This is a genomic window from Desulfovibrio sp., assembly GCF_018379785.1.
Taxonomy (GTDB): domain Bacteria; phylum Desulfobacterota; class Desulfovibrionia; order Desulfovibrionales; family Desulfovibrionaceae; genus Desulfovibrio.
On sequence record NZ_JAGZUV010000084.1, the window covers coordinates 1 to 18,031 of the forward strand.

General features: G+C 61.3%; 14 protein-coding genes and 2 pseudogenes. 10 read left to right on the forward strand and 6 right to left on the reverse strand.

Annotation, left to right across the window (positions count from 1 at the left end):
• The first annotated feature begins 376 nt into the window (after positions 1–376).
• The 3 genes from KH208_RS13795 to KH208_RS13805 all read left to right on the forward strand — a co-directional run bounded on the left by KH208_RS13795 (position 377) and on the right by KH208_RS13805 (position 3,338).
• Entirely contained in the window at positions 377–892 is a 516-nt protein-coding gene (locus tag KH208_RS13795) for a CarD family transcriptional regulator (RefSeq protein ID WP_291437250.1), read from the forward strand.
• Positions 893–1,134: 242 nt separating this feature from the next.
• Entirely contained in the window at positions 1,135–2,430 is a 1,296-nt protein-coding gene (gene rho, locus KH208_RS13800) for a transcription termination factor Rho (protein WP_008684374.1), read from the forward strand.
• Between the two features lie 89 nt (positions 2,431–2,519).
• The gene (locus KH208_RS13805) at positions 2,520–3,338 is read left to right on the forward strand and encodes a hypothetical protein (RefSeq protein WP_291437252.1); all 819 of its coding nucleotides are present in this window, start codon (positions 2,520–2,522) and stop codon (positions 3,336–3,338) included.
• A gap of 119 nt (positions 3,339–3,457) precedes the next feature.
• Here the strand turns inward: KH208_RS13805 and tpx are convergent, their stop codons facing one another.
• Positions 3,458–3,961: a thiol peroxidase gene (tpx, locus tag KH208_RS13810; protein ID WP_291437254.1), complete on the reverse strand. Its 504-nt coding sequence runs from the start codon at positions 3,959–3,961 to the stop codon at positions 3,458–3,460.
• 112 nt (positions 3,962–4,073) lie between these two features.
• Complete coding sequence (locus tag KH208_RS13815; protein ID WP_291437256.1) at positions 4,074–4,922, reverse strand: 50S ribosomal protein L11 methyltransferase; 849 nt, start codon at positions 4,920–4,922, stop codon at positions 4,074–4,076.
• 244 nt (positions 4,923–5,166) lie between these two features.
• On the opposite strand from KH208_RS13815, the gene KH208_RS13820 reads away from it, so the two are divergent.
• Positions 5,167–5,886, forward strand: coding sequence for a methyltransferase domain-containing protein (locus tag KH208_RS13820; RefSeq protein WP_291437258.1), 720 nt, complete (start codon positions 5,167–5,169; stop codon positions 5,884–5,886).
• Positions 5,883–7,619 (forward strand): YcaO-like family protein, encoded by a 1,737-nt coding sequence (locus KH208_RS13825; protein ID WP_291437260.1) that lies wholly within the window; start codon positions 5,883–5,885, stop codon positions 7,617–7,619. Before KH208_RS13820 ends, KH208_RS13825 begins: the two co-directional genes overlap by 4 nt.
• A 289-nt stretch (positions 7,620–7,908) precedes the next feature.
• Here the strand turns inward: KH208_RS13825 and KH208_RS13830 are convergent, their stop codons facing one another.
• A complete protein-coding gene (locus KH208_RS13830; RefSeq protein WP_291437262.1) occupies positions 7,909–9,111 on the reverse strand; it encodes an HlyD family efflux transporter periplasmic adaptor subunit in 1,203 nt (400 codons plus the stop codon).
• Between the two features lie 170 nt (positions 9,112–9,281).
• Here KH208_RS13830 and KH208_RS13835 point away from each other — a divergent pair, with 170 nt between their 5' ends.
• Together KH208_RS13835 and KH208_RS13840 are read left to right on the forward strand one after the other, a co-directional pair.
• A complete protein-coding gene (locus KH208_RS13835; protein ID WP_291437263.1) occupies positions 9,282–9,995 on the forward strand; it encodes a hypothetical protein in 714 nt (237 codons plus the stop codon).
• A 281-nt stretch (positions 9,996–10,276) separates the two neighbouring features.
• Positions 10,277–11,898, forward strand: a pseudogene (locus KH208_RS13840) (TrkA family potassium uptake protein).
• A gap of 201 nt (positions 11,899–12,099) precedes the next feature.
• On the opposite strand, the gene KH208_RS13845 reads toward KH208_RS13840, so the two are convergent.
• A complete protein-coding gene (locus KH208_RS13845; RefSeq protein WP_291437264.1) occupies positions 12,100–13,365 on the reverse strand; it encodes an O-acetylhomoserine aminocarboxypropyltransferase/cysteine synthase family protein in 1,266 nt (421 codons plus the stop codon).
• 585 nt (positions 13,366–13,950) lie between these two features.
• Here KH208_RS13845 and KH208_RS13850 point away from each other — a divergent pair.
• The 3 genes and pseudogenes from KH208_RS13850 (at position 13,951) to KH208_RS13860 (ending at position 17,124) form a co-directional block, all read left to right on the forward strand.
• The gene (locus KH208_RS13850; RefSeq protein WP_062251942.1) at positions 13,951–14,898 is read left to right on the forward strand and encodes a hydrogenase small subunit; all 948 of its coding nucleotides are present in this window, start codon (positions 13,951–13,953) and stop codon (positions 14,896–14,898) included.
• Positions 14,899–14,908: 10 nt separating this feature from the next.
• Positions 14,909–16,545 (forward strand): annotated as a pseudogene (locus KH208_RS13855) (nickel-dependent hydrogenase large subunit).
• 87 nt (positions 16,546–16,632) lie between these two features.
• Positions 16,633–17,124 carry a HyaD/HybD family hydrogenase maturation endopeptidase gene (locus KH208_RS13860; protein WP_291437265.1) on the forward strand — a complete coding sequence of 164 codons (492 nt, stop codon included), beginning with the start codon at positions 16,633–16,635 and terminating at the stop codon, positions 17,122–17,124.
• Between the two features lie 173 nt (positions 17,125–17,297).
• Here KH208_RS13860 and KH208_RS13865 read toward each other — a convergent pair whose 3' ends face one another.
• Together KH208_RS13865 and KH208_RS13870 are read right to left on the reverse strand one after the other, a co-directional pair.
• Positions 17,298–17,765: a DUF523 domain-containing protein gene (locus tag KH208_RS13865; protein WP_291437266.1), complete on the reverse strand. Its 468-nt coding sequence runs from the start codon at positions 17,763–17,765 to the stop codon at positions 17,298–17,300.
• Positions 17,766–17,767: 2 nt separating this feature from the next.
• Positions 17,768–18,031: hypothetical protein (locus KH208_RS13870; protein ID WP_367114968.1), on the reverse strand; the 264-nt coding region annotated here is incomplete at its 5' end.

An 18,031-nucleotide genomic window follows, 5' to 3' on the forward strand; every position in this document is an offset into this window, starting at 1 on the left:
GCTCTCTTGATATGTTGAACAAATCTCTTGCACTATTTCAAAGATTCCGAGTTAATGGTAGTATTGAAGAACTTTTATCATTGTTAAGGTGAATGTCTCAAATTTCCCTTTCTCTGGACACCCGTTCGCAAATGGGATATCTGTTTTGGAGAGTGGATATTTATATCCATGCCTCTTCACGTATATTTCGTTCTCTTTTCCGCCCTTTTCCCTGTGGGAATCGGCAGAGGCCGGGCGCAGCCGGCACATCGCCCGAGGCGGCGGAAATTCGCCGGAGATCCGCTTTCCGCGCGTATTTTGCTTCGCCTGTGAGGCCCTCTCAAGTACTTGAGCAACTCTGCGCAGCTTGCGTCCCCGTGGGACGCGTGGTGAAATAATGTTCGCACCGGACGATCTCGTGGTTTATCCGGCCCAGGGCGTGGGCAAAATAGAGCGCATCGACCGCCAGAATATCGGCGGCATCGCGTGCGAATTCTATATTGTCCGCATCCGCGCCAACAATATCACGCTGATGGTCCCGGTGAACAACGCCGCCAATGTGGGTTTGCGCACCCTCACTCCCGAGGCCGTGGCTCGGGGCATTCTTGAGACCCTGCGCGGCGACACCGATAAGACAATCTATACCGGACAGAACTGGAATCGGCGCTTCCGCGAATATTCCGAGCGCCTCAAAAGTCCGGATCTTGCCGTTGTTACGGAAGTCCTGCGCGAGTTGCTGCTCATCAGCCGCAGCAAGGAGCTTTCCTTCGGCGAACGCCGTCTGCAGGAACAGGCCATGGGCCTGGTGACCGGCGAACTGGCCGAAGTGCTGCATTTGACGGAAGACTCCCTGCGTGAGGAACTGCTTGAACGCTACGCACCGCCGCCCCAATCCGAGGCAGTAGCCAACTGAGGGTCTCTGCGAGCATATGGTGACGACAAGCTGTTGAGGCGGGTTTTTCCCTCGCGGACATAATCGCGACCGTAAGATTTGAGCGGCATATCCTATATTTTTTCCTTGCCATAATGCCGAAGATACGCTAATCGCATTGGCACACGTCTTTTTCGTTCCCTTACACTCTGCCTGCCGTATTACAATGCCTTTTGACATTGTAGATATTTTTTCACGTAGTTGCTTCAAAAAATCGGACCGTTATGCGTAAAAAGAAAACGACCCCCGCACTGTTGACCGACAGCGTCATGAGTCTTACGGATTTAAAGACCCGCAGCATGCAGGAACTCATGGAGCTGGCCGAACAATTTGAAATTGAAAATGCGAGCTCCATGCGTAAACAGGAGCTTATTTTCGCACTGCTATCGACCTGCGCTTCGCAAAACGGCGCCATTTACGGCGACGGCGTACTGGAAATACTGCCCGACGGTTTCGGCTTTCTGCGTTCGCCGCTGTGCAGTTACATGCCGGGGCCGGACGACATCTATGTCTCTCCTTCCCAGATCCGCCGTTTCTCGTTGCGTAAGGGGGATATCGTTTCCGGCCAGATCAGGCCGCCCAAGGAGGGGGAACGCTATTTTGCTCTGCTCAAGGTGACCGAAATAGGCTTTGAACCCCCGGAACACGCCAAGAACCTGGTTCTTTTCGACAATCTCACTCCCATCTATCCCGATAATCAGCTCGTCATGGAAAATGGCGAGAAAAATCTTTCCAACCGGGTCATCGACCTCATGGCCCCCATCGGACGCGGCCAGCGCGGCCTCATCGTGGCCCCTCCGCGCACCGGCAAAACCATTCTGCTCCAGGCTCTGGCCAACGCCATCAACGCCAATAATCCCGAAGTCTACCTCATCGTGCTGCTCATTGACGAGCGCCCCGAAGAAGTCACGGACATGGAACGCACTGTCAAAAAGGCGGAAGTCATCAGCTCCACCTTCGACGAACCGCCGCAGCGCCACGTTCAGGTCTGTGAAATGGTGCTGGAAAAGGCCAAACGCCTGGTGGAACGCAAGCGTGACGTGGTCATTCTGCTCGACTCCATCACCCGTCTGGGCAGGGCCTATAACGCGGTAACGCCTTCCTCGGGCCGGGTGCTTTCCGGCGGTCTGGACGCCAACGCCCTGCAACGCCCCAAGCGCTTTTTCGGCGCGGCCCGCAATATTGAGGAAGGCGGCAGCCTGACCATCATCGCCACGGCCCTCATCGACACCGGCTCGCGCATGGACGAGGTGATCTTTGAAGAATTCAAAGGCACCGGCAACATGGAAATCTACCTGGACCGCCACCTTTCGGAAAAGCGCGTCTTTCCGGCCATCGACATCAACCGTACCGGCACCCGCAAGGAAGACCTGCTGCTGGCCGACGACGTGCTCAACCGGGTCTGGATTCTGCGCAAGATCCTGGCCCCCATGTCGCCCATCGACAGCATGGAATTTTTGCTGGACAAAATGCGCGGCACCAAGTCCAACAAGGATTTCATGAACGCCATGGGCAAATAGCGGCCCACATTTCCGCAACAACGCAAAAGCCTTTCTCCGGGACCGGAGAAAGGCTTTTTCATCCAGAGCAAACACGGGATATGGCCGATATGGAACTCCCCTGGCCGTCCGTGGCGGACACGGCCACGTTGCGCATTGTGGCCGCCGGTTCCGCCCGATCCGCCAGCCTGGCGCGTTTTCTGGCAGCGGCATTTCTGGCCTTGGCCCTGTTGCTTCTGTTGGTGGGTCTGTCCAAGCGGCACCATGCGGCACTGGCCGGGGCAGGCGGGTTTCTGCTGGCCGCCGCGTCCTGTTTTGCCGCTTCCCGTCCGGCGCGTCCGGTCTTGCTGCTGAACCGGGAAAAAGGGGAAATCCTGCTGTCCCGCCGCTGGCTGGGCCGTCTGAAATTCCGCGTTTTTCCGGCGGACCAAATTGATCTGCGCGCCGAACGGAACGGTTCATTCTGCCGCCTGCGAATTGTCCCGCGCCTTGGAAACGGCGCCGGCGGGCGGCCGCTTGTGAACGGCAGCAGCCATCCGCTGGACGTTTCGGATAAAGCCTGGCAGGCGGGCATGCTTCTGACGTGCCGCGCCGATGCCGGGCCCATTTCGGATCTGCTGCGCGCATGGCTGCGGCACGGCTCCGCTCCGGAGTCCGGCGACACAGAGGAATATACGGCGGCCCTCAACGGCAGGGAGCTTCCGCCGGAGGTGGAGGCTTGGGCGCGGCCCGCATCTTACAGAGGCAGGTCCAACTCCGCCGCTCCGGGACGGAACATGGACGAAACGCCGGATGAAGAGGGTTCACCCGGCCCCGCCGCACGGCATCAGGCGGCGAAAGCCGTCAACCCTTCCACACCCCGGCGACCGGAAATCCGGCGCGCCGGAGAGTTGCGGGACACGACACGCGGGCGCGACAAGCGCTCCTGAAACGCTTCATCCCAAAGCCGTTTCCCTGAACGGAGAAAGCCTTTTTTGTTATCAGGCTGACGCAAAAAACCCCGCTTGATGCGGGGCTTTTTTGCACGGACGGATGAACTTTCCCCGTCTTAAACCAGCTTCTTTACCGCAGCCAGGGCGGCATCGTAATCGGGCTCCTTGGTCACTTCGGGCACAAGTTGACTGTACGCCAGGCTGCCGTCAGGAGCCACCACGAAGATGGCGCGGGCCAGCAGGCGCAATTCTTTGATCAGCACGCCGTAATTTTTTCCGAAGCTCGTGTCCTTGTAGTCGGAAAGGGTTTCCACGGCCTTGACACCTGCGGCGCCGCACCAGCGGGCCTGGGCAAAAGGCAGATCGCAGCTTACGGCCACAATGCGCACTTTGTCGGAAAGTCCGGCGGCTTCTGTGTTGAAGCGGCGCACTTCCATATCGCAGACCGGCGTGTCCAGAGAAGGCACGCTGACCAGAACCAGCACTTTACCGGCGTAATCCTTGAGGCCGCGCGGGCTCAAGTCATTGGCGGCCAGAACAAAATCCGGAGCTTTCTGGCCCACGACGGGCAGTTCGCCCTCAAGATGCAGGGGGTTGCCCTGAAACGTGACAGTATTCATATGAAGAACTCCTTATACTATATGTTAGGTAGGAATAGCCTGCCTCAAGCATTTTAAATTGTCAATAATTATTACTGACAAGACGAAGTTAACAACGATCATCGGCCCCGGCTTACTCCCAGACCAGGGCGCACCATTCTCCCTCAATGACCCGCCGGGCCGTCGGCAGGCCCTGCGCCTTGTAGGCGGCCTCCACACCGTCGGCCTGGATCTCCAGCAGGCCGGAAAGCACCAGACAGCCGTCGGGCTTGCGGGCGGCGGCCACGGCCGAAGCCAGATCCGTCAAAGGGCGGGCCAGGATATTGGCCAGCACCAGATCAAAGCTGCGGCCCACAGCAACCTCTATGCCGCCGAGTGCCACGTCAAAACCGCGCACCTGATTGAGTTCCCGGTTTTCCAGGGCATTGTCCACAGCCAGAGGATCAATGTCCAACCCCAGACCGCTGAGACCGCTTTTGCAGCAGGCTATGCCCAGCACGCCGGAACCCGTGCCCAGATCCAGAAAAGTCTGGCCGGATGAGATACGTCCCTGGTCCAGCAGGCCGCTCACAACCCCAAGGCACAGGGCCGTAGTGGCGTGATGTCCGGTGCCGAAGGCGCTTTTGGGTTCGATGAGAACGGGCGTGCGGCCCGGAAAGTCCGGGCTTTCGGCCAGCCAGGGCGGCAAGACCACAAAACGCGAGCCGCAGCAGACCGGCGTGAAAAACTGCCGCCAGGCCGAGAGCCAGTCCTGGGCCTCCAGCGCCTCCAGGGTGCAGCGCGCCTCGGGCGCGGCGCACGACACGCTTTCCCGCAATTTCTGGAGAAAGTCTTCCTGGTCACAGTGTACGCGGAAGCGCGTTTCACCCGTGGGCAGGCTTTCCTCCTCCCAGCCGAAGGACACCCCCAGCGTCAGCAGGCCGCTGATCCGGTCAAAATCCTCTTCCTGAGCCACAATATCCAGACGGAAAATCTGTTTCATCCGATCCATTCCTTTCTGTCGTGCGCGGCTTGTCCGCCTCCGCGGCAGGCCGGGGCCGCCCCTTGCCCGCTACGGCAAACCATGGTAGCCGCCGCCGTGCGGAAAAACAAGGACGGGCTTCACGCCCGGGGGCCGCAGCCGCCCGGTCCGTAATGCCGCCACGGATTGATTTGTGGCCGAACTCGCTGTACATACCCAGTTCATCCCACCGCATATTACATTATCACAGCACCAAGGAATACCCATGCCCCAGACTGACGATCTCGACAGCCTTCTTGCGGCCATCCGCACGACGTTTGATGTGGATTTCGAACCCCTTCAGGTGGACGACGGAGCTCTGGAAGTGCTGACCATCCGCAATATGCAGGCTCACTTGGACGGTCTGCTGCAACGCAAGGCCATCCATAATCCGCTCAAGGATCTGCCGCTCTGGGCAAAAGTCTGGCCGGGCTCCTTTGTACTGGGCCGTCTGCTGCGCAAGTATGAACCCGAGGGCAAAAATCTGCTGGAGCTGGGCGCGGGCTGCGGCATCCTCAGCATGGTGGCCGCGCGCTATGGCTTCAAGCGCATCGTCCTCAGCGACATTGTGGAGGACGCCCTGCGCTTCGCCAAGGCCAATGTGCTGCGCAACAACCTTCAGGATCAGGTGGAAGTCCGTTTTGTGGATGTGACCACGCCGGGCCGCGACCCGCGCTTCAGCGACGGCTTTGATCTGATCGCCGCCTCGGAGCTCCTTTATCTGGACGAGCTGCACCGGCCTTTGCTCAAATTCGTGGACCGGCATCTGGCCCCCGGCGGCAAAGCCCTGTTCTGCACGGATCTGGCCCGGGCCAAGCCCCATTTCGCCAAGCTGGCGGCCAAATCCTTCAAACTCACGGAAGGCCGCATCGGCGTCAAAAGCCGCGACGAGAACGGCGAGGAGCAACGGCGCATCTACAGCATTCTGATTCTGGAGCGGCCATGAGCAAAACCCTGCCGATTATCCGGCTGACCCCCTGTCCCAAGGGCTACACCAAGGACCTGGACAAAGCCGTCAGCCCGGCTCAGACCATCGCCCATGTGCGGGAACGCCTGGCCGCCGTGAAGCTGGACATTCTGGCGGAAACCCGCCGGGTGGACGTGGGCCGTCTGGGCATTCCGGTCTATCTCAGCGTCTGCGGCGCGGACGCCCGCGAGATCATGCCCACCCGAAAGCAGATGGGCAAGGGCTCCTCTCCGGAACAGGCGCGGGCGTCGGCCCTGATGGAGCTTATGGAGCGTTTCGCCTTTTTCAGCTTCTGGCAGGAGCGCCCGCACATGATCCGGGCCACCTGGAGCGAAGCAGAAACCCGTTTCGGCGACCGGCTGTTGCCTCTGGAAGCCATGCTCCGCTCCGTGGACGATCAGCTTGCCCCGGAACAGGCCCGGCGCGTGCTGGACCTGACGCCCTGGCAGTTCTACCCGGCCACCCACCTGCTGAGCGGGCGCACGGTCTGGCTGCCTTTGGACTGGTTCAAGCTGCTCAGCGAATTCAACGGCACCTCGGCGGGCAACAGCGCCGAGGAATCCCTTTTGCAGGGTCTGAGCGAACTGGTGGAACGGCACGTCTGCTGCCGGGCGGACCGCGAACGCCCGCAAACGCCGACCATTGACCCGGCCGATTGCGACGACCCGATTTTGAGAGAGCTGCTCCGCGCTTTCGAACGGGAGGGCGTGCGCCTGGTTCTCAAGGATTTTTCCCTGGGCATGCCGCTGCCCACGGTGGCGGCTCTGGCCTGGGATCCGGCCACCTTTCCGCAACGTTCGGAGATTGTTTTTACGGCGGGCACAGCGGCTTCTCCGGCCAAGGCGGCCATCCGCGCGGTTACCGAAGTGGCCCAGCTGGCCGGTGATTTCTGCACCCAGGCCTGCTATGAAGCCTCGGGCCTGCCCAAGTTCGCCAGCCTGGAGCAGGCCGCCTGGCTGCTGGAAGGCCCGGTGGTGGCTCTGAATAGCCTGCCCGGCGTGGAAAGCGGCGATATCCGCGATGAACTGCTGGCAGCCCTGCGCGGCCTTGCGCCGCTGGAAGTCTATGCGGTGGAGACGACCCACCCCGGCCTGGGCGTTCCGGCCCATTACAGCATTGCGCCGGGCCTGTCCTTCCGCGAACGGGACCGCAACCAGAGCCTGGGCCTCTTTGTGGGCCGCAAGCTGGCCGAAGAGGCCGACGCGGACCAGGCCCTGGCCGGGTTGGCGGTGCTGGAGGAATGTTATCCGCAGGCGCACTTCCTGCCTTTTTTCCGGGGCATGCTGGCCCTGCGCGCGGAACAGTGGGACGCCGCGCGCGATCTCTTCAATACCGCCCGGCCCTTGCAGCCCGACAACGACGCCGCCGCCCTGGCCGCTTTTTATGCCGGGTACGCGGACACCTTGCAGGGCCGCTGGCAGGAAGCCCTGCCAGCCTTGGCCCGGGCCGTGGAACTCTGTCCGGAAATGAAGGAATACGGCAATCTTCTGGGCGTTGCCCGCTTCAAGACAGGGCGTTACGCTGAAGCCGCCGAAGCCTTTGCGGCGGTGCTCAGAGTGGACAAGGGCTCGGCCCTGGATCTGGCCAACCTGGGCCTCTGCCGAAAATTCCTGGGCCAAAAGGAAGAAGCGGCCCGGCATTTGCGCACCGCGCTGAAACTGGATCCCTCCCTGGATTTCGCCCGCAGGCATCTGGCGGAACTGGAAGCCTGAACATAGGCCGGGCGATACACTCTGGAGCAGAAACGCTACACGTTTCAAAGGGGTCATTCCGGCAAAAAACGCGGTTGCCGCTGCTGTAGATCCCCATATGGTTCCGTTGTCGCCAACGGGGACAGCCCTTCGGGCTGCCTTCGATTGCTTTGCCGGAATCCACGCCGCGTTGCTCTCGATGCCTGCACGCCCTTTGGGCTACAGGCACGGCCCTACGGGCCGCCTATCAGGTCGGTCTTCGCGGCGCGCCTCACCGTGTTCGGCGTAGAGCATTTCAAGCTGAAATGCTCTAAAAGCCGCTGAAGCCCAGGATGCTGCGCGTCCTGACCACGCAGTCCACCGGCTGGCCCGGCAGCAGATCGGCGGGCGGGGGGGCGTCAAGTCTGATCCGCACGGGCAGAAAAAGCGTCGCGCCGCTGACTTCCGTTCTGACCTTTTGCGTCAGTCCCCGAGTCATCTCTTGCGCCTGGCCGCTGGGCAGGGGCTGCGGGGCAAGCACTTCGGCCACTGTGCCGCTCAGGCGCATGCCGTCGGGCGTAAGACGGACCTCGCAGGCCTGCCCCGCCCTGATGGCTTCTCCGGCGGCCAGAGGAAAGTAAGCCTGTACCCAGAAGGATTGCGCCGCGTCCGCGCCTTCCGGCAGAATCAGCAGTACAGGCTCGCCGCGCTGCACCACCTGGCCGGGCGCGGCGCTGCCCCGCAGCACGCGGCCGTTCACCGGCGCGTACAACGTGCCGTCCGCCCGCGCGGGCAGAGGCGCGGCCGCACGGGAGCTTCCAGGCGCGGCATAGCGGTTGCGCGAAACCAGTTGCTTGGCCCGCAGCACCTCATCGCGGACCCGGCCCAATTCCTGATCCATGGCCGCACGCATGCGGCTGACCTGTTCAAAATCCGCCTTGGCGTCTTCCATGCGGGCGCGCGCCTCGGCCTCGGCCCGTTGCGCCGCGGCATAGCGGCTTTTGCCCGCCGCGCGCTCGCCGCCCCGGCTGTCCAGAGAGCGCAGATTGAGCTGGGCCCGCACATGTTCGGTCACGCGCTCTTCGCGCCGGCGCCGCTTGGCTTCTTCCTCATGCCGGGCCTGGGCCAGACGCTGCACCATATCTCTTTCCGCTTCCTGGGCCTGCCTGAGGCGACCGGCCATTTCCGCCATATCCGGCGGGCGCAGGGAAGCCGCTTCTTGCCCGGCTTCCCGCAGATGCCGGGCATAATCGCCCGTGTCCATGCGCCCCACGGGCTGGCCAGCCGTGACACTATCGCCCTCGCGCACGCTCAGGGCTTCCAGCCGGGCCGAAAATTCTGGCGAAACCGTGTAGGCCATGCCGTCCAGCACGGCCCGGACGCTGTCCACCCGGCCGCCCGCCAGCCACCACCAAAACCCCGCCAGCAGGGCAAGCGTCGCAGCCAGACAGAGGACAAGCCGAACCCGGCGAAACAGCCCCCCGGCCGGGGACTTTTTCCGCGCGGGCATTTCCAGATACAACGATTCCGCCATATGCGCCTCGGCAGATCAAAATGTCAGAAAAACAAAACTGAAAAAAATATGCAGATATTGTACCAGCATTCAGTTCACCCTTTACAAGCCCGGTTCGGGCGCATACAAAGGCGAAGTTTCCGGAGCGGCAGGGAATATCCCGATAACGGCGCTCCGGCACAGGAGAAACCATGTCCATACCGCGTTTGTGCGCCCTGCTCTGCCTGGGCGGGCTGCTGTTCGGCTGCGCCACCCGCCCTGTGGTTGTGGTGGAAAAAGAAGAATTCGTCCAGATGGCCCGGCATATGCCCAAGGAACTGCAGGCCCGCCGCCTGCTGGACAACGACGGCGCCTACGTGGCGCCCTTCTCCTTCGCCGGTTTCAGCAACTACGGGGACACGCTCTTCCGCAGGCTCTCGCCCTCCTTCATGTTCGGCGATTCCGGCCATGTCTACCTGGGGGAAAACTTTGCCGCCACCCTGCAACCCGACAGCCGGGTAAAGCACTGGCCCAACGGCTTCAGCATCAACCACGCCACCCAGAAACTCACCGTCAATATGGTGGCCATTGCCGACTGGAACGATGACGGCGAGGACGAGTGGATCGTCTCCTGCCTGGTGGAACCCAAGATGGGCGGACGCACCCGCACCTATTACGTGCTCGTGCCGCCGCCTCGCAACGAGCGCGAACCGCTCAAGGGCACGGTGGCCGCCGTGTGGGAATGCTTCGGCTTGGCCTGCAATCTTTACGTGCGCAACAGCAAAGTCATTGAGCGTGCGGCCGCCGATCCCCTGCAGCCCTCCACGGAGGTGCAGGATGTGGTGCCCGGCCTGCAAACCGTCACTGAACCGCCGAAAAAAGCCCCGGCCGGCAAGAGCGGCGGCCTGGAAGAACGCAGCCTCTGATTATAAAACGCGTCGCGGCATTGTCTGCAACTCCTTGCCGCGCAATGCGAGCAGGCGGGCTTTGCTCGCCGCAAACGAGCATTTCAAGTGTTAACTGCTCTAAGGTTGAACCGCTCCTGGCTCCGCACAGGCCGACGCCGCAACGCGCCGGCCTGTGACGTATCCGGCCCCGGCGCGCCATTCCGCGCTTGACGGAACGGCCCGGATTGATGACAACCTCTCAGGAGCAGCCTCGTCCGATTTCAAGTGTCCTTCACCTTCACCCTCCCCCTTGAGTCGCCATGAAATTCCTTTCGTCCCAGATCACCCTGTTCATGCAGCAGCACAGCGTGCGCCGCAACATGGGTTTTCTGCTGCGCTTTTTCGCCATGCTGCTGGGCCTTATCGCCCTCTACAGCATTCTGTTTCACTACATCATGCAATACGAGCACCGCAGCTTCTCCTGGGTGACCGGCGTGTACTGGACGCTGACGGTCATGTCCACCCTGGGCTTCGGCGACATTACCTTCACTTCCGATCTGGGACGGGTTTTCTCCATCGTGGTGCTCATGTCCGGCGTGCTGCTGCTCCTGATCATGCTGCCCTTCACCTTCATCCAGTTTTTTTACGCCCCCTGGCTGGAAGCCCAGAAAAAGGGCCATACGCCCCGCTCCATTCCCGCGGATACCAAGGGACACGTCATTGTGGTCAGCACCAGTCCCATTGCCCTCAACCTGGTGGACGATCTGAAAAATTACGGCGCGCACTGCGTGTTGCTCTGCCGTGACAGCCAGACCACCCTGGACCTGTTGGATCAGGGCTATGACGCGGTGGTGGGCGAACACGACTCCAGCGAGGTCTACCGCAACCTGCGCCTGTCCGAGGCCGCCATGCTGGTGGCCCTGGACAGCGACGTGCGCAACACCAACATCGTGTTCACCGCCCGCGACGTGGACGCCAAGGTGCCCATCGTGGCCGCGGCCCAGAGCGAAGACGCCATCGACATACTGCAACTGGCGGGCAGCAGCCGTGTCTTTCAGTTTCATAAACTTCTGGGAGAAGCCCTGGCCCGCCGCGTGCTCAACTCCCAGGCCCGCTCCAGCGTCATCAGCCGCTTCAATGAACTGGTGGTGGCCGAAGCTCCGGTCATGCGCACGCCGCTGGTGGGCAAATCTCTGCGCGAAAGCGGCCTGCGCAACGCCACCGGCGCCAATGTCATCGGTCTGTGGGAGCGCGGCAAATTCGTACTGCCCGCTCCGGACACGGTGTTCACGGATACCATGGTTATGGTCATCGCCGGTACCTACCAGCAGATCGACGCCGTCAATCACCTGTTGGGACCGTGCGATCCCGCCAAGAATACCTGCAATGACGCGCCGGTGGTCATCCTCGGCTGCGGGCGGGTGGGCCTGGCAGCCGCACGCCAGCTGCACGCCAGCGGCCGCGAATACCGCCCTCGGTGCTCATCACCACCCATGACGACGACACCAATATTTATCTGACCCTTTACTGCCGCCGCCTGCGCGAGGACATCCAGATCATCAGCCGCGCCACCCTCGACCGCAACGTGGGCATCCTGCACGCTGCCGGGGCGGATTTGGTGCTTTCCCTGGCATCCATGGTCACCAACAGCATCATCAATCTGCTGGCTCCCGGCAAAGTGACCATGATCAACGAAGGTCTGAACATTTTCCGCAGCGCCGTGGGCAAGAGCCTCGCGGGCAAACCGCTCATGGGCAGCGGCATCCGCAGCCTGACCCATTGCAGTGTGGTGGCCCTGCGCGACACGGACGGAGAAATGCATATCAATCCCGATCCCGGCCACGTTTTCGAGGAAGGCGAGGAAATGTATCTCATCGGGGATTCGCAGGCGGAAAAGGCTTTTTACGAAAAATTCGGCCAGGATTCCGCTCTGACGGATTAAAACGCCAGAAGGAAATACACGGCGGACGCTATCATCGCATTGAAACTGTCTGGCTGCTCCCTAACATACGCGTTTCGCTCAGGTTCCCGGAGCGGAATCCGCGTCCGGCACCATCCCGCTTGCGAACGAAGAACAAAAAGAGCGTAAAAAAGTGGGAAGGCCCAGACCTCCCCACTGCATATGCCGTCCGGACGGAATGACTCAGGCCTGTTCGAGGGCCTGGTCCAGATCCGCCAGAATGTCGTCCAGATTTTCCAGCCCCACGGAAAGGCGCACCATGCCGGGCGTAATGCCCGCCTCCCGCAGCTGTTCGTCGCTCAACTGGCGATGGGTGGAGCTTGCCGGATGCAGCACGCAGGTGCGGATATCCGCCACATGCACCTGGAGGGAAATCATTTTCAGGCTGTCGATGAAGCGCGCTCCGGCTTCCCGTCCTCCCTTGAGCGAAAAGGACACCACGCCGCTGCATCCCTCGGAAAGGTACTTGTCGGCCAGGGCCTTGTTGGGATTGCCGGGCAGACGGGGATACTTCACCGACTCCACCTTGTCATGCCCCGCAAGATAGCGGGCAGCGGCCTCGGCGTTACGGCAATGTTTTTCCATGCGCAGAGGCAGGGTTTCCAGCCCCTGATTGATGTAGAACGCGCCCTGCGGCGTCTGGCAGCAGCCCATGTCGCGCATAAGCTGCGCGCGCGCCTTGACGATGTAGGCGGCCCTGCCGAAGGTTTCGCTGTAGATCAGGCCGTGATAGGAGGGGTCGGGCTCGGTGAATTCCGGGAATTTGCCCGAGGTCCAGTCAAAGTTGCCGCTGTCCACAATGACGCCGCCCATCTGCAGGGCATGCCCGTCCATATATTTGGTGGTGGAATGCACCACGATATCCGCCCCGAAGGCAAAGGGGCGGCAGAGCACGGGCGTGGCAAAGGTATTGTCCACGATCAGCGGCAGCCTGTGCCGATGGGCCAGTTTGGCGAAGCGCTCGATATCCAGCACGTCCATGGAGGGATTGGTCAGGGTCTCGCCGAACACCGCTCTGGTGTCGGGCCGGAAAGCCTTTTCCAGTTCTTCGTCGGAAGCGGTCTGATCCACAAACGTCACTTCAATGCCCAGCTTCTTCAAGGTCACCGCAAAGAGGTTGAATGTCCCCCCGTAAATGCTGGACGCGCTGACCACGTGCTCACCGCTCTGCGCCAGGTTCAGCACGGCAAGCATGCTGGCGGCCTGGCCCGACGAGGTGCACAAAGCGCCCACTCCGCCCTCCAGAGCGGCGATTTTCCGCTCCACGGCGTCCACGGTGGGGTTGCCCAGGCGGGTATAAAAAAAGCCCGCTTCGGCCAGATCGAACAATTTGGCCACCTCGGCCGTGGAGTCATATTTAAATGTCGTGCTCTGGGCAATGGGCAAGACGCGCGGCTGGCCGTTTTCAGGGCTGTAACCGGCGTGCAGGCAAAGAGATTCCAGTTTCATGGCGTTGCGTTCCTCGGAATAGGGCTGAATGTCCGCGCGACCTGGGGGCATTTTCATTCTGAAAAAAAATAGTTCCGGTAAGCAATACCGCCAGGCATCCTACGCAATTTCATTGACAAGATGCTCCGACGCCGGAGATGCGGAACCGCTCCACAGCGTACCGGCGGGCCGCCGGCATCATGTCATACAGGCATGTCGCGGCAGCAAACTATCCCATGCGCCCGGCCAAGGCAACTGTCCGGCTTTTCCCTTGTGACGGCACGCGCAAATGACAACAAAAAAATTTTCTCCCTATTGACCCTTCATCTTTCAGGGTATATTCTCAATTGCAAATGGTGGTTGTCCCCTTTGTTCGGGACAGGACAGGGCAATGTCTCCGTAGCCGCCATTGTTCGTGAGGATGGCACGCCATCCGAAAGTGATTGCTGACATCTTGCACAGACAGCCGCCGCAGGCGCAACGGACGTTATATTCCGGAAGCGTACCGCTCTTTTCCGCGACGGAGATCTGCCCTGTGCTCAGCAAGGGAAACTCTGTGGCAGGGTTTCCGTTCAGCCTTTCACTCACCTTTGCCAGGAGGCTATTATGCGTATTGCCGTGGGTCTGGGCAAACAAAGCGGAGAGGAGCGTTTAGAACGCCAGGGCATCAGCCGCCGCGATTTCATGAAATTCTGTACGGCGGTGGCGGTGACCATGGGCATGGGCCCGGCCTTCGCCTCGGACGTGGCCGCGGCTTTGACAGGCCGTCGTCCTTCGGTCGTGTATCTGCACGCCGCTGAATGCACGGGCTGTTCCGAAGCCCTGCTGCGCACTTATAAACCTTTCATCGACAGCCTGATCATGGATACCATTTCCCTGGATTACCATGAAACCATCATGGCCGCCGCCGGCGAAGCCGCGGAAGAGGCCCTGCACCAAGCCGTCACCGCCCCCGAAGGCTTTATCTGCATCGTGGAAGGGGCCATCCCCACAGCCATGGAGGGCAAATACGGCTACATCAGCGGCAAGACCATGTACGACATCTGTAAGGGCATTCTGCCCAAGGCCAAGGCCGTGGTAAGCATGGGCACCTGCGCCTGCTACGGCGGCGTGCAGGCCGCCAAGCCCAATCCCACGGCGGCCAAGGGCGTCAACGACGCTTTTGGCGACTTGGGCGTCAAGGCCATCAATATCGCCGGCTGCCCGCCCAACCCGCTCAATCTGGTGGGTACCCTGGTGGCCTTCCTCAAGGGCCAGAAAATCGAACTGGACGAAAACGGCCGCCCGCTCATGTTCTACGGTCAGAGCGTGCATGATCTGTGCGAACGCCGTAAACATTTCGATGCCGGCGAATTCGCGCCCTCCTTCAACTCCGAAGAAGCCCGCAAGGGCTGGTGTCTGTATGAAGTGGGCTGCAAAGGCCCCCAGACGTACAACAACTGTCCCAAGGCTCTGTTCAATCAGACCAACTGGCCGGTGGGCGCCGGACATCCCTGCATCGGTTGCAGCGAGCCCGGCTTCTGGGACGAAATGACGCCATTCTACCAGAACTAGGGGGGAAGTTATGAGCGGAGTCATCAAAGCGCCCCAGAGCGATTACACCGGCCCTGTGGTAGTGGATCCGCTGACCCGTATCGAGGGGCATCTGCGTATTGAAGTGGAAGTGGAAAAGGGCAAGATCAAGGAAGCCCGCAGTTGCGGCACCTTGTTCCGCGGCCTGGAACTCATTCTCAAGGGCCGCGACCCGCGCGACGCCCAGCATTTTACTCAGCGTACCTGCGGCGTCTGTACCTACACGCACGCCCTGGCCTCCACCCGCGCGCTGGAAGACGCCATCAACAAGCCTATCCCGGCCAACGCCACCTATCTCCGCAATCTGGTGCTGGGTATGCAGTTCCTGCATGACCATCTGGTGCATTTCTATGCCCTGCACGCGTTGGACTTTGTGGATGTGACCGGCGCTCTGCAGGGCGATCCGGCCAAGGCGGCCAAGATCGCCACTTCTATTTCCGCGCGCAAGGTTACGGCCGACGATTACAAGGCCGTCCAGAGCAAACTTAAAACCTTTGTGGACAGCGGCCAGCTCGGCCCCTTTACCAACGCCTACTTCCTGGGCGGCCATCCGGCTTATACCCTGAGCCCGGAACTCAACCTGATCGCCACGGCCGACTATCTGCAGGCCCTGCGCGTCCAGGTGGAAGCGGCGCGGGCCATGGCCGTCTTCGGGGCCAAAAATCCTCACACCCAGTTCACCGTGGGCGGCGGCGTGACCTGTTACGACGCCCTGACCCCCGAGCGGATCAAGGAGTTCAAGGAACTCTACAAGAAGACCCGCGCCTTTATCGAAAACTACTACATCCCGGATCTGCTCGCTGTGGCCGCCAATTACAAGGAATGCGCCACCTACGGCGGCACGCACAACTTCATGGCCTTCGGCGAATTCCCGGCCCCCGGCGGCGAACGCGATCTGCAGAAGCGCTGGTTCAAGCCGGGCGTCATTCTGGACCGCAAGATCGGCAATCCCCAAGGCTTTGATCCTTCCAAGATCGAGGAACACGTTCGCCACAGCTGGTACGAAGGGGATAAGGCTCTGCCGCCCTATCAGGGCGAAACCAAGCCCGCCTTCACCAGTATGGGCGACACGGACCGTTACTCCTGGCTCAAGGCCCCGCGTTATAACGGCATTTCCGTGGAAACCGGCCCCCTGGCTCAGGTGCTGGCGGGATTGGGGGTCCGGCGGGGCCTGGTGGTCTACGGCCAGGATAAGCTGGACGCACGGCCGCGCGTGGTATCGAAACCCTGGCCATTGCCCAGCAGATCGAAACCTGGCTGAATGAATACGAAGATAACATCACCAAAGACAAGCAGATCGTGGAGAACTACGACGCGCCCAAGGACGCCAAGGGCGTGGGCTTTGTCAACGCGCCGCGCGGCGGCCTCTCCCACTGGCTGCGGACTGATGCCGACGCCAAGATCGCCAACTTCCAGCTTGTGGTGCCCACGACCTGGAACCTGGGACCGCGGGACGGCAAGAACGTGCCCGGCGCGGCCGAGGAAGCCCTGGCGGGTACGCCGGTGGCTGATCCCAAGCGTCCGGTGGAAATCCTGCGCGTCATCCACTCCTTCGACCCCTGCATCGCCTGTGCCGTGCATGTGATCGACGGAGAAACCAACGAAGTGCACAAGTTCAAGGTTCTGTAGACCGGGTTTTGCACAGTCTGTACAAGGGCGGGGTAATTCCCCGCCCTTTTTCTGATCCTCTCCTTCTCCAAACCGTCAGGGGGACGCGTGAACGACAAAAGGGTACTGATTCTGGGCGTGGGCAACATTCTGCTGACGGATGAGGGCTTCGGCGTACGGGCCGTGGAATACCTGGAAGCCCACTACCGCTGGCCCGCGCATGTCCGCCTGATGGACGGGGGCACCCAGGGTCTGATGCTGATGCCGGAACTGCAGGAGTGCGACTTTCTGGTGGTGCTGGACGTGGTGCTGGGACCTGAAGCGCCGGGGACAGTCTATCTGCTGGAGGGCGAGGATTTGCGCAAGAGCCTGAGTTTCCGCGATTCCATGCATCAGACGGACCTGCTGGACACGCTGATCACCTGTGATCTGGCCGGACACAGACCGGAAGCGGTTGTCATCGGCCTGCAGCCCTTTGATTATAAGACTATGCATGTGGGGCTGAGCCCGCGGGCGGAAGCCCTGCTGCCGGAATTCTGCCGCAAGGCCGTGGCGGAAATGGCCCGACGCGGCATCCTGGCCGAGCCCAAGGCGGAGTAATGCTGGAAGACTCTGCAACAACGCGCTGATCAGAAAAGCGTGACTATCGCACGAGAGGATGAGAAGCTGCAAGGCGAGGCATCGCGCCGGAGCGGACCCGGGGCATATCAGAGGCGGGGTTGTGAAATGCTCCGCATATCACCTCTACTGAACAAAAAAGCTGCTGAGCGCGGCTACTGCTGGTCTTTCTTTTCTTCGCCCAATTCCGGCGGCAAAGACTCTTCGCTGTACAGTTCTATGCCCTCTTCCCGCAAAAGCCGAGCCCATACTCCCTCGCCGGGACACAGCCTATGGCTGAACGTACCGTCATAGATCAGGCCGAAGCCGCAGGATGGTGAACGGCTCTTGAGAATGGCCGCCGCACAGTTCTGCTCCAACGCCTTGCGCAGGGCCAGCCGCGCACCGCGCAAAAAATCCTCGCTCAGATCCCGCCCGTCGCGGGAAAATACCCGTCCCCCCGCCTGTTCACAGGGCGGGCGGGGAACCGGCAGGGCGGCCAAACCTTCCGGACATGCCGGAACGGCCCGCCCCTCTTCCACCAGACGAATCACCGCCGGACAGGGATTGCTGCCGCCGTCATAGCGGCAAGCCTGTCCGGCCAAACAGGCACTGACCACGTAGCGCATTCGCCGAGTCCCCATCGTCAACGTCCGGCCGCCAGCATGTGCCGTTCCTGCATGCCGGCGCGTACGGCGCGTCCAACGGCGTCCTCAGCCTCCTGGGTGACGGGCACGTCGGAATAGTACAGCGCGCCGCTGTCCAGGCCGTATTGTTCCTGCACGGCATCATAGTGTTGCCAGGCGGGCGACAGCGCTACCAGTCGCGGGGTGAGCACAGCGAAAAAAATCCACAGGGCCAGTGCCCAGCTTCCCATTTTCAACAGATTGCGTACGGCAGGCGGCATACA

What these genes read in the sequence shown, in the direction of transcription:
- KH208_RS13795 (WP_291437250.1), top strand. Translation starts at nt 377, where the DNA reads ATGTTCGCACCGGACGATCTCGTGGTTTATCCGGCCCAGGGCGTGGGC.
- rho (WP_008684374.1), top strand. Translation starts at nt 1,135, where the DNA reads ATGCGTAAAAAGAAAACGACCCCCGCACTGTTGACCGACAGCGTCATG.
- KH208_RS13805 (WP_291437252.1), top strand. Translation starts at nt 2,520, where the DNA reads ATGGAACTCCCCTGGCCGTCCGTGGCGGACACGGCCACGTTGCGCATT.
- tpx (WP_291437254.1), bottom strand. Translation starts at nt 3,961, where the DNA reads ATGAATACTGTCACGTTTCAGGGCAACCCCCTGCATCTTGAGGGCGAA.
- KH208_RS13815 (WP_291437256.1), bottom strand. Translation starts at nt 4,922, where the DNA reads ATGAAACAGATTTTCCGTCTGGATATTGTGGCTCAGGAAGAGGATTTT.
- KH208_RS13820 (WP_291437258.1), top strand. Translation starts at nt 5,167, where the DNA reads ATGCCCCAGACTGACGATCTCGACAGCCTTCTTGCGGCCATCCGCACG.
- KH208_RS13825 (WP_291437260.1), top strand. Translation starts at nt 5,883, where the DNA reads ATGAGCAAAACCCTGCCGATTATCCGGCTGACCCCCTGTCCCAAGGGC.
- KH208_RS13830 (WP_291437262.1), bottom strand. Translation starts at nt 9,111, where the DNA reads ATGGCGGAATCGTTGTATCTGGAAATGCCCGCGCGGAAAAAGTCCCCG.
- KH208_RS13835 (WP_291437263.1), top strand. Translation starts at nt 9,282, where the DNA reads ATGTCCATACCGCGTTTGTGCGCCCTGCTCTGCCTGGGCGGGCTGCTG.
- KH208_RS13845 (WP_291437264.1), bottom strand. Translation starts at nt 13,365, where the DNA reads ATGAAACTGGAATCTCTTTGCCTGCACGCCGGTTACAGCCCTGAAAAC.
- KH208_RS13850 (WP_062251942.1), top strand. Translation starts at nt 13,951, where the DNA reads ATGCGTATTGCCGTGGGTCTGGGCAAACAAAGCGGAGAGGAGCGTTTA.
- KH208_RS13865 (WP_291437266.1), bottom strand. Translation starts at nt 17,765, where the DNA reads ATGGGGACTCGGCGAATGCGCTACGTGGTCAGTGCCTGTTTGGCCGGA.